We start from the raw sequence: 10,533 nt of genomic DNA on the forward strand, positions 1-10,533 counted from the left end.
CGACCTCGTCGGAATCGGCATCGGCCCCTTCAACCTCTCCCTCGCGGCCCTCGCCCACCCCCTCACCGAACTCGACACCGCCTTCTACGAGCAGCGCACCGCCTTCCACTGGCACCCCGGCCTGCTCATCGACGGCGCCACCCTCCAAGTCCCCTTCCTGGCCGACCTGGTGACCCTCGCCGACCCCACCAGCCCCTGGTCGTTCCTCAACTACCTCAAGACCCGCGAGCGCCTCTTCCCCTTCTACTTCGCCGAGCGCTTCCACATCCAGCGCGCCGAGTACGACGCCTACTGCCGCTGGGTCAGCGAGAACCTCCCCGGCCTCCACTACGGTCACCAGGTCGACGCCGTCCGCTGGAACGCCGAACGGGCCCTGTTCGAGGTCGACCACACCCAGCTCGACGCCCACGGCGACGCCGAGGCGCTCGGCCGCACCTACACCCGCAACATCGCCCTCGGCATCGGCACCGCCCCCCACGTGCCCGGTCCCCTCAAGCCCCTCGCCGAGGCCCCGGCCGTGCCCGTACTGCACTCCGCCGACTACCTCACCCACCGCGAACGCCTCGTCGCCGCCGACCACGTCACCGTCATCGGCAGCGGACAGTCCGGCGCCGAGATCTTCCTCGACCTCCTGCGCCGCCGCCCCGCGGGCCGCGAGAAGATCCACTGGCTCGCCCGCACCCAGGCCTTCGCCCCCATGGAGTACAGCAAGCTCGGGCTCGAACACTTCACGCCCGACTACACCCGCTACTTCCACGCCCTGCCCGAACCCGTCCGCGACGGCCTCGTCCCCGCCCAGTGGCAGCTGCACAAGGGCATCGACGCCGACACCATCGCCGCCATCCACGAAGAGCTCTACCAGCGCACCCTGCACGGCGGCTGGCCCGACGTCACCCTCACCCCCGGCGTCGGCGTCCGCACCGCGGGACGCCTCGCCGACCAGCGCATCGAACTCCACCTCGAACACCGGGAACAGGGCGTCCGCACCCGCCTCACCACCGACGCCGTCGTCCTCGCCACCGGCTACAAGGAGCGCCCCCTCGGCCGCATCCTCTCCGGCCTCGAACCCCACATCCGCCGCGACGCCGCCGGCCGCCCCCGCATCGACGACCAGTTCCGCCTCGTCCTCGACGACACCGTCCAGGCCGCCGGCGGCCGCGTCTACGTCCAGAACGCCGAACGCCACACCCACGGCGTCGGCGCCCCCGACCTCGGCCTCGCCGCCTGGCGCAGCGCCACCATCCTCAACAGCCTCACCGGCAAGGAGCCCTACCCCCAGCCCCGCCGCACCGCCTTCACCACCTTCGGCCTCACCCCGAACGACGACCGCGCCCCCCACCCCCGGGACGGGAGCGAGGAGCGCGGCACCGCCCGGCACCTCGTCGAGCTGCAGGACGACATCGAGCGGTACTGACCGTCAGGGGAACACCGGCGTCCCGGCCCGCGTCAGCCGCCAGTCCACCGACGCGAAGTCCGCCGGGTCGAGGACGCCCTTCGCCGTCACCCACTCCGCGATCCGCGTCCGGATCTCCGTCGACTCCGACCACAGCTCCTGCGCCGTCGCCACCCCCGGGAAGGCGCCCCCGCCGTTCGCCCGGTAGTTGTTCACCGCGAACACGAACTGCGCCGTGTCGTCCAGCTCCTTGCCCTCGAACGTCAGGTTCCTGATCCGCGACCCGGCCGGCTGCGCGATGTCGATGTCGTACGCGACCCCCGACACGTAGTCGTAGTTGTAGTCCGGCCGGTCACCCGCGTTCGTCAGCTTGTCCACGTCCACCGGGGCGTCCGCCGCCGTCTGCACGAAGTACTCCGCCGAGTACTCCAGGTACGCCCGCACCTGCGCGCCCGTCAGCAACTTCGCGACCAGCGTGTTGTCGTACACGTACAGGCTCGACAGATCACGGATCGTCACGTCCCCGGCCGGGATCGTCGACGTGCGCGAGAACGGCGACGCCTGCGACAGCACCGGCAGCGACGCGTACTGCGTCGACTTCAGCGCCTCCGTCACCACGTCCGCCTGCACCTTGTTGATCAGGTCGATGATCGGGGCGTCCTTGTACCGGGCGTCCACCGTCGTCAGCTCGACCTTCGCCGAACCCACCACCTGGTTCACGTACTTCACGACCAGCGCGTGCTGCGCCGACAGCAGCTTCGTGATCTTCGGGTCGTCCGCCACCGCGTTCGAGTTCAGCAGCTTCGACGACACCGAGGCCACCGACCAGCGGCCCTTCTCCCACTCCAGCTCGAAGTCGAAGCGCGCGAGCCGCTCCGCGAAGCACAGCGGCTCCGCGAGCACCACGGTCCGGCCCGTCTCCTCGTTCTTCACCAGCTGCTGCTCGATCTCCACGTGCGCGTGCCCCACCAGGATCGCGTCGATCCCCGGCACCTTCGCGGCCACGCTCGCCGCCGCGTTCTCCACGTAGGGCAGCTGGTCACCCCACGACGACGTGCCCGACGCACCCGAGTGCGCCGACACGATCACCACGTCGGCGCCCATCGACCGCAGCTTCGGCACCCACTTCGCCGCCTGCTCCTCCAGCCCCGGGAACTTCAGCACACCCTGCACATAGGCCTTGTCCCAGATCGCGATGCCCGGGTTCGTCAGCCCCAGGACCGCCACCTTCACGTCCCGGCCGTGCGGCGTGCGCAGCCGCTTGATCACGTACGGCGCGAAGGCGGGACGCTCGGTCTTCGCGTCCACCGCGTTCGCCCCGAGCAGCGGGAAGTGGAGCTGCGACTCGAACGTGCGCAGCGTGTCGATCCCGTAGTTGAACTCGTGGTTGCCGAGCGCGGCCGCGTCGTAGCCGATCGCGTTCATGGCCTGCGCCATGGGGTGCACCGGGCCGTCCGCCGCCGTGATCGGGTCCACGCGCGCGAAGTAGTACGTCAGCGGCGTGCCCTGGATCGTGTCGCCCGCGTCGATCAGGAGCGTGTTGCCGCGCCCCATCTCCTCGCGGATCTGCCGCACCAGCGTCGAGATCCGGGACAGCCCCTGCGCGTTGCCGTCCGTGTCGGTGTACTCGGCGTCCTTGTAGTAGTCCCAGTTGAAGGCGTGACCGTGCAGGTCCGTCGTGCCCATCACCGTGAACGCGTACCGCTTCTTCGGCTTCCCGTGCCCCCGGCCGTGCCCCGGTGCGGCCTCGGCCGCCGGCGCGACGGCGGCCCCCGCCAGCGCCACTCCGGCACCGGTCGCGGCGGACGTGCCCAGGAAGGATCTGCGGTTCAACGACATGGAGGGGCTCCTGACTTACGGGACCAACAGAGGCGACGCGCGTAGATTCTGGCCCAGGAGCACCGGATCGCAACACCCCTCACACGTTTCCGTTCGATGACCGGACGGAAAAGAACCGCGCCGCCGCATCGCTCATCAGAGCAACCGCCCGCACATATTCAATACTTGTCAAGAGTGCTTCAGGTAAAGGTTGTTGAGACGTCACGTCCACCCCATTCTCTACCCGCCGGTAAGGCCTAGGCTCGAACCATGCGCCGAGCAAAGATCGTCTGCACCCTGGGACCCGCCACCGACTCGTACGAGCAGATCAAAGCACTCGTCGAAGCCGGAATGGACGTAGCCCGCTTCAACCTCAGCCACGGCACCTATGCCGAGCACGAGGAGCGCTACCGGCGTGTGCGCAAGGCCGCCGACGAGACCCGCCGCAGCGTCGGCGTCCTCGCCGACCTTCAAGGCCCGAAGATCCGACTCGGCCGCTTCCACGAAGGCCCCGTACTCCTTGAACGCGGCGACGAGTTCACCATCACCGTCGAAGAAGGCGCCCAGGGCGACCGCCAGAGCTGCGGCACCACCTACAGCGGCCTCGCCGCCGACGTCACCCCCGGCGAACGCATCCTCGTCGACGACGGCAAGGTCAGCCTCGAAGTCACCCGCGTCGACGGCCCCCGCGTCCACACCGAGGTCGTCGAAGGCGGCATGGTATCCGACCACAAGGGCCTCAACCTCCCCGGCGTCGCCGTCTCCGTCCCCGCCCTCAGCGAGAAGGACGAGGCCGACCTGCGCTGGGCACTGCGCACCGGCGCCGACGTCATCGCCCTCTCCTTCGTCCGCACCGGCCGCGACATCGAGGACGTCCACCGCATCATGGACGAGGAGGGCCGCCGCCTCCCCGTCATCGCCAAGGTCGAGAAGCCCCAGGCCGTCGAGCACATCGAGGACATCGTCGCCGCCTTCGACGGCATCATGGTCGCCCGCGGCGACCTCGGCGTCGAAATGCCGCTCGAGCAGGTCCCGATCGTCCAGAAGCGCGCCGTCAAACTCGCCAAGCGCAACGCCAAACCGGTCATCGTCGCCACCCAGATGCTCGACTCGATGATCGACAACTCCCGCCCCACCCGCGCCGAGGCCAGCGACGTCGCCAACGCCGTCATCGACGGCACCGACGCCGTGATGCTCTCCGGCGAGACCAGCGTCGGCAAGTACCCCGTCGAGACCGTCCGCACCATGAGCCGCATCGTCGAGGCCGCCGAGGAGGACATCCTCGCCAAGGGCCTGCCGCCCCTCACCGAGCGGAACAAGCCCCGCACCCAGGGCGGCGCCGTCGCCCGCGCCGCCGCCGAGATGGGCGACTTCCTCGGCGCCAAGTTCCTCGTCGCCTTCACCCAGTCCGGCGACACCGTCCGCCGCCTCTCCCGCTACCGCTCACCCATCCCGCTGCTCGCCTTCACCCCCGACCGCGCCACCCGCTCCCAGCTCAACCTCACCTGGGGCGTCGAGACCTTCCTCGGCCCGCACGTCGACTCCACCGACGCGATGGTCGCCCAGGTCGACGAGGAACTCCTGAAGATCGGCCGCTGCGCCAAGGGCGACGTCGTCGTCATCACAGCCGGCTCCCCGCCCGGCGTCTCGGGCTCCACGAACCTGGTCCGCGTCCACCACATCGGCGAGGACGACAGCCCGAAGTAGCCTGCGCGGGGTCGGTGCTCGAGGCCGGCGTGCGCGTCCGTACGCGCCACGTCGGCCGGTGGTCCTGCGCGTCTGCCGCGGGCAGCGAAAAAGCGGACGCTCGCCCGAAGGGGAGAATCCGCTTTCTTGGTCAACCTTCGAAACGAAGGAAAAGTGCCCCGAGTCGGATTCGAACCGACGCTGTCGGTGGTTTGAGCACCGTGTCTCTGCCGCTGGACTACCGGGGCTTCCTGTAAAACGAAGGTGGGCTGGTGCCCCACCGTGTGACCACCATATCGCAGCTAGGTAGGCTCTTGGCAGCAGTCCCCCGCCCTGCTCAACCAAGGAGCGCCCCCGTGACCGCCCCCGAGTCGCCCCAGCCTGTCGGCGCCGCCGACGACGACCAGTCGCACGTCCCGCCGCTGACGACCCGCGTCGTCATCGCCGAGGACGAGGCCCTGATCCGCCTCGACCTGAAAGAGATGCTCGAGGAAGAGGGCTACACCGTCGTGGGTGAGGCGGGCGACGGTGAGCAGGCCGTCGAGCTGGCCCGTGAGCACCGGCCCGACCTGGTGATCCTCGACGTGAAGATGCCGAAGCTCGACGGGATCAGCGCGGCGGAGAAGATCGCCGAGGAGTCGATCGCTCCGGTACTGATGCTGACGGCGTTCTCGCAGCGGGACCTCGTGGAGCGGGCCCGGGACGCGGGGGCCATGGCCTACCTGGTCAAGCCGTTCAGCAAGAGCGACGTGGTGCCGGCGATCGAGATGGCCGTGTCCCGCTTCACCGAGCTGAGGACGCTGGAGAAGGAGGTCGCGGACCTCACGCAGCGGCTGGAGACGCGGAAGCTGGTGGACCGGGCCAAGTCGGTGCTGCAGACGGAGTACGGGCTGACCGAGCCGGCGGCGTTCCGCTGGATCCAGAAGACGTCGATGGACCGTCGGCTGTCGATGCAGCAGGTCGCGGAGGCGGTCATCCAGGACGCCGAGGAGAAGAAGGCGGCCAAGGGCTGACCCGCGGAGCACCGGACGAAGGCCCGCACCCCGGGATGACGGGGGTGCGGGCCTTCGCCGTGTGCGGGGTCGTGCGGGTCAGTCCTCGCCGAGGTAGGCCTTGCGGACGGACTCGTCGGTCAGCAGGTCCTGGCCGGTGCCGGACAGGACGATCGACCCGACCTCCATGACATGCCCCTGGTCGGCGAGCGAGAGGGCGGCCTGGGCGTTCTGCTCGACCAGCAGAATGGTCGTGCCCTGGGCCTTGAGCTCGGAGATGGTCGACATGATCTTCTGCATCATGATCGGGGAGAGGCCCATGGAGGGCTCGTCGAGCATGAGCAGTTTGGGCTGGGACATGAGGGCGCGGCCCATGGCGAGCATCTGCTGTTCGCCGCCGGAGAGGGTGCCCGCGGCCTGCTTGCGGCGTTCACCGAGGATCGGGAAGAGGTCGTAGGCGCGCTGCATGTCCTTCTCGATGCCCGCCGTGTCCTTCCGGAGGAAGGCGCCGAGCTGGAGGTTCTCGGCGATGCTGAGGCGGGGGAAGATGCGCCGGCCCTCGGGGGAGTGGGCGAGGCCCATGGCGACGATCTTGTGCGCGGGCACGGTGTCGAGGGGCTGACCGGCGAAGGTGATCTTGCCGCTGAGCGGCTTGAGCAGGCCGGACAGGGTGCGCAGGGTCGTGGTCTTGCCGGCGCCGTTGGTGCCGATGAGGGTGACGACCTGGCCTTCCTCGACGCTGAAGGAGATGCCCTTGACGGCCTCGATCTTGCCGTAGGCGACTTTGAGGTCCTCGACCTCGAGGAGTGCGGTCACTGGTCGTCTCCTTCGGCGGCGGCCTGTGCTTCGGCGGCCTGGACTTCTTCGAGCGCGGTGTCTTCGGGGGCGCCTTCGAAGGGGGTGCCGAGGTAGGCGGCGATGACGCGCTCGTCGCCCTGGACGACGTCGCTGGTGCCTTCGACCAGTTTCTCGCCCTGGACGAGGACGGCGACGCGGTCGCAGAGGTTGAAGATGAAGCGCATGTCGTGCTCGATGACGAGGACGGCGATGCCCTTGTCGCGGATGGCGAAGACGAGTTCCTCGGTGGCGCGGGTCTCCTGCGGGTTCATGCCGGCGGTGGGCTCGTCGAGGAGGAGGAGTCCGGGGTCGCTGGCGAGCGCGCGGGCGATCTCGAGCTTGCGCTGCTCTCCGTAGGGGAGGTTGCGGGCGAGGTGGTCGCGCTTCTTGGCGAGGCCGGTGAACTCGAGGAGTTCCATGGCGCGTTCCTCGGAGGCGTGTTCGGCCTTCTTGAAGCCGGGGCCGCGCAGGAGGGCGGACCAGAGGCCTTCCTTGGTGCGGGTGTGGCGGCCGACGAGCACGTTCTCGAGGACGGTCATGTTGGCGAAGAGCCGGATGTTCTGGAAGGTGCGGGCGATGCCGGCCTGGGTGACCAGGTGGGGGCGGGGCGGCAGGACTGTGCCCTTGTAGGTGACCTTGCCCTCGGTGGGGACGTAGAGGCCGGTGAGGCAGTTGAAGAAGGTGGTCTTGCCCGCGCCGTTGGGGCCGATGAGGCCGACGATCTCGCCCTCGCCGACGGTGAGGTTGACGTCGTGGACGGCGGTGAGTCCGCCGAAGCGCATGGTGACGCCGCTGGCTTCGAGGACGGTCCGGGTCGTCGTGGTGGTGGTCATGGTGGTCACGCCCCCGCCTTGGTGACGGCCGGTTCGGTCGGGGTCCGTTGTTCTGGCACGTCGAGTTGGTCGTTCTCGTGGAATTCGAGCTGCTTGCGGCGGTCGGCGATGAGTCCTTCGGGGCGGAAGCGCATGAGAAGGACGAGTGCGACGCCGAAGAGCAGGAGCTGGTACTCGCCGATGAACTGGAGCTTGGCGGGGATCAGGTAGAGCAGTGCGGCACCGACGAGGGGGCCGCTGACCGTGCCCATGCCGCCGAGGATGACGGCGGCGAGGAGGAACGCGGAGTTGGGCGGGGCGTTTTCCACGAACTTGTACTGGTCGGGTGTGACGGAGTACTGGACGTGGGCCTGGACGGTACCGGCCATGCCGGCGAGCGAGGCGCCGAGGGCGAAGGCCAGGAGCTTGAGCCGGAAGGTGTTGATGCCCATGGCCTGGGCGGCGGTCTCGTCCTCGCGGATGGCGACCCAGGCGCGGCCGATGCGGGAGGTGCCGGCGCGGCGGAAGACGGTGACCACGATGATCGTGAAGACGAGCATCAGGAGGTAGTAGTTGGCGAAGCGGCCGAGGTCGACGCCGAGGACGGTGTGGGTCTCGCCGAGGTCGAACCCGAAGATCTTGAGGTCCGGGATGTTCGGGATGCCGTTGGGTCCGTTGGTGACGTCGGGGCCGGAGTCGCCGTCCAGGTTGTTCATGGTGATGCGGAAGATCTCACCGAAGCCGAGGGTGACGATGGCGAGGTAGTCGCCGCGCAGTCGCAGGGTCGGGGCGCCGATGACGATGCCGAAGACGAGCGAGGCGGCGGCGCCGGTGAGGACGGCGGCCCAGAAGGGGAAGTGGACGCCGATGGTGGAGTCCGGGGAGCCGGAGACGAGGGCCGCGGCGTAGGCGCCGACGCCGAGGAAGGCGACGTAGCCGAGGTCGAGGAGTCCGGCGAGGCCGACGACGACGTTGAGACCGAGGGCGACGGTCGCGAAGACGAGGATGTTCGCGGCGACGTTGGTGTACGTGTCGTTGGTCTGGGTGAAGGGGAACGCGGCGGCGGCGACGAAGGCCGCGGTCAGCGCGATGGTGCGGTGCTTGGCGGTGAGCGCGGTGAGCCGGGAGGGCAGTCCGGTCTTGGTCAGGGCGATGCCGCCGAGGACGACCAGGATCAGGTAGCCGGTGAAGAGTTCGACGTATTCGGTGTCGATGCCGTACGTGAAGACGTACAGGGCGAGGCCGAAGGCGACGGCGATCAGGAGGATCTCGGCCCAGGAGGGCAGGCTGATCGTGGCGGGGCGGGCGGCGGGTGCGCGCAGGGAGCTGCGCAGCCGGGCCCAGGCGCCGGTGGCGGTGGTCTCGTCGTCCTGGTCGGCGGGGATGCCGAGGGCGCACAGGACGGTGAGCAGCGAGGCGATGCCGGCGACCCAGGCTCCGGGTTCGAGGTTGACGACGCCGCCGAGCCGGTAGCTGATGGCGCCGAGGGTGTAGCCGGTCGTGCCGAAGGTGCCGAGCGCGAGGAGCAGGACCGGGGCGGTGGTGCCGCCGGGCGTGAGCCAGCGCAGTCCGCGGATGCCGAGGGCGGACAGGGCGAGGAGCAGGGTGAGCAGGGCGCCGGTGAGCGTGAGGACCTGGAGGCCGCCGGGGTAGCCGGTGACGGTGAGGTCGCCGGGGAACTCGGCGGTCCAGGTCCAGGCCAGGAAGGTGCTGGCCAGGGTGGCGACGGCGCCGACGGCGGTGCCGTAGCGGGCCGCCGCTGCGGGCAGCGGGAGGACGGCGCGGGGCGGGGCGGTGGTCGTGGTGTCGGTCATGGTGATCACGCCCTGTCCGCGACGCGCTCGCCGAGCAGGCCCTGGGGGCGCAGCAGGAGCACGAGGATGAGGAGTGCGAAGGCCCAGACGTCCTTCCAGGCTCCGCCGCCGAGGAGTTCCATGCCGGGGATGTCCTGGATGTAGGCGGTGGCGAGGGCTTCGGCGAGGCCGAGGGCGAGGCCGCCGATCATGGCGCCGTAGATGTTGCCGATGCCGCCGAGGACGGCCGCGGTGAAGGCCTTGAGGCCGGCGATGAAGCCCATCTTGAAGCCGACCTGGCCGTACTTGAGGCCGTAGGCCATGGCGGCGACGGCGGCGAAGGCGCCGCCGATGGCGAAGGCGGTGACGACGATCCGGTCGGTGTTGATGCCCATGAGCTGGGCGGTGTCCGGGTCCTGGGAGGTGGCCTGCATGGCGCGTCCGGTGCGGGTCTTCGCGACGAAGTAGGCGAGGAACGCCATGCACACGGGGGCGGCGATGATGAGGAAGAGGTCGCCGCGCTGGAGGGTGAAGGCCCCGAGGTCGATGGGTCCGCCGGAGAACTGCGGGAAGGTGCGGTCCGCCTTGGCGTCGGGGTAGAAGGCCCAGACGGCCTGCTGGAGCGCGATGGACAGGCCGATCGCGGTGATGAGCGGGGCCAGTCGTGGGGCGCTTCTGAGGGGGCGGTAGGCGAACCGTTCGGCGCCGACGGCGACGAGGACGGAGCAGGCGATGCCCATGAGGAGCATGAGGGGCAGCGCGAGCGCGAGGGACGTGCCGCCGGGGAGCCAGAGCCACATGGTGAGGGCGCCGAAGCCGCCGATCATGTAGATCTCGCCGTGGGCGAAGTTGATGAGCTGGATGATGCCGTAGACCATGGTGTAGCCGACGGCTATGAGGCCGTACAGAGCTCCGAGTATCAGGCCGTTGACCAGCTGCTGCGGCAGATCGTGCACCGCTGGGCCTCCGAGGTTGTCGTCAAGTGCGAGGGCGCGGGGGGCTGTTGGCCCCCCGGCGCCGTGGGCTGGTGCGGTGGGGCCCCGCGGAGGGTGTCCGCGGGGTTCCCCGGGGGTCAGTCCTCCAGCTCGCCGGTCTTGACCGGGACGTGCTTGCCGTCCTTGACCTGGTAGACGGTGAGGGTGCGGTTGGTGGTGTCGCCGAACTCGTCGAACGAGACCTGGCCGGTGACGCCGTTGAAGGAA

At 69.6% G+C, this 10,533-nt stretch carries 8 protein-coding genes, 1 tRNA gene and 1 pseudogene; 3 read left to right on the top strand and 7 right to left on the bottom strand.

All coding sequences use genetic code 11. From position 1 onward, the window contains the following. On the top strand, positions 1-1,414 hold a 1,414-nt coding region (locus tag GTW43_RS10870; protein WP_161301447.1), incomplete at its 5' end, for a SidA/IucD/PvdA family monooxygenase. A gap of 3 nt (positions 1,415-1,417) precedes the next feature. Here the strand turns inward: GTW43_RS10870 and GTW43_RS10875 are convergent. After that, entirely contained in the window at positions 1,418-3,232 is a 1,815-nt protein-coding gene (locus GTW43_RS10875) for a 5'-nucleotidase C-terminal domain-containing protein (RefSeq protein ID WP_161301448.1), read from the bottom strand. A gap of 249 nt (positions 3,233-3,481) precedes the next feature. Between GTW43_RS10875 and pyk the strand changes: the two genes are divergently transcribed. Further along, on the top strand, positions 3,482-4,918 hold the full coding sequence (gene pyk, locus GTW43_RS10880) for a pyruvate kinase (protein ID WP_161301449.1): 1,437 nt from the start codon (positions 3,482-3,484) through the stop codon (positions 4,916-4,918). A 154-nt stretch (positions 4,919-5,072) separates the two neighbouring features. On the opposite strand, the gene GTW43_RS10885 is transcribed toward pyk, so the two are convergent. Beyond that, positions 5,073-5,145 (bottom strand) — tRNA-Leu (locus GTW43_RS10885). A 108-nt stretch (positions 5,146-5,253) separates the two neighbouring features. Between GTW43_RS10885 and GTW43_RS10890 the strand changes: the two genes are divergently transcribed. Continuing rightward, positions 5,254-5,910 (top strand): response regulator, encoded by a 657-nt coding sequence (locus tag GTW43_RS10890; RefSeq protein WP_161301450.1) that lies wholly within the window; start codon positions 5,254-5,256, stop codon positions 5,908-5,910. A gap of 78 nt (positions 5,911-5,988) precedes the next feature. Here the strand turns inward: GTW43_RS10890 and GTW43_RS10895 are convergent, their stop codons facing one another. The 5 genes and pseudogenes from GTW43_RS10895 to GTW43_RS10915 form a co-directional block, all read right to left on the bottom strand. Continuing rightward, positions 5,989-6,705, bottom strand: coding sequence for an ABC transporter ATP-binding protein (locus tag GTW43_RS10895; RefSeq protein WP_161301451.1), 717 nt, complete (start codon positions 6,703-6,705; stop codon positions 5,989-5,991). Continuing rightward, positions 6,702-7,568 (bottom strand): ABC transporter ATP-binding protein, encoded by an 867-nt coding sequence (locus GTW43_RS10900; protein WP_161301452.1) that lies wholly within the window; start codon positions 7,566-7,568, stop codon positions 6,702-6,704. Before GTW43_RS10900 ends, GTW43_RS10895 begins: the two co-directional genes overlap by 4 nt. Further along, positions 7,565-9,352, bottom strand: a complete 1,788-nt coding sequence (locus tag GTW43_RS10905; protein ID WP_161301453.1) for a branched-chain amino acid ABC transporter permease — start codon at positions 9,350-9,352, stop codon at positions 7,565-7,567. The genes GTW43_RS10900 and GTW43_RS10905 overlap by 4 nt, the downstream gene beginning before the upstream one ends. 5 nt (positions 9,353-9,357) lie before the next feature. Then, positions 9,358-10,287 (bottom strand): branched-chain amino acid ABC transporter permease, encoded by a 930-nt coding sequence (locus GTW43_RS10910; protein ID WP_161301454.1) that lies wholly within the window; start codon positions 10,285-10,287, stop codon positions 9,358-9,360. Between the two features lie 116 nt (positions 10,288-10,403). Beyond that, positions 10,404-10,533 (bottom strand): annotated as a pseudogene (locus GTW43_RS10915) (branched-chain amino acid ABC transporter substrate-binding protein); the annotation flags it as partial.

Source organism: Streptomyces sp. SID5785, from assembly GCF_009870065.1.
Taxonomy (GTDB): Bacteria; Actinomycetota; Actinomycetes; order Streptomycetales; family Streptomycetaceae; genus Streptomyces.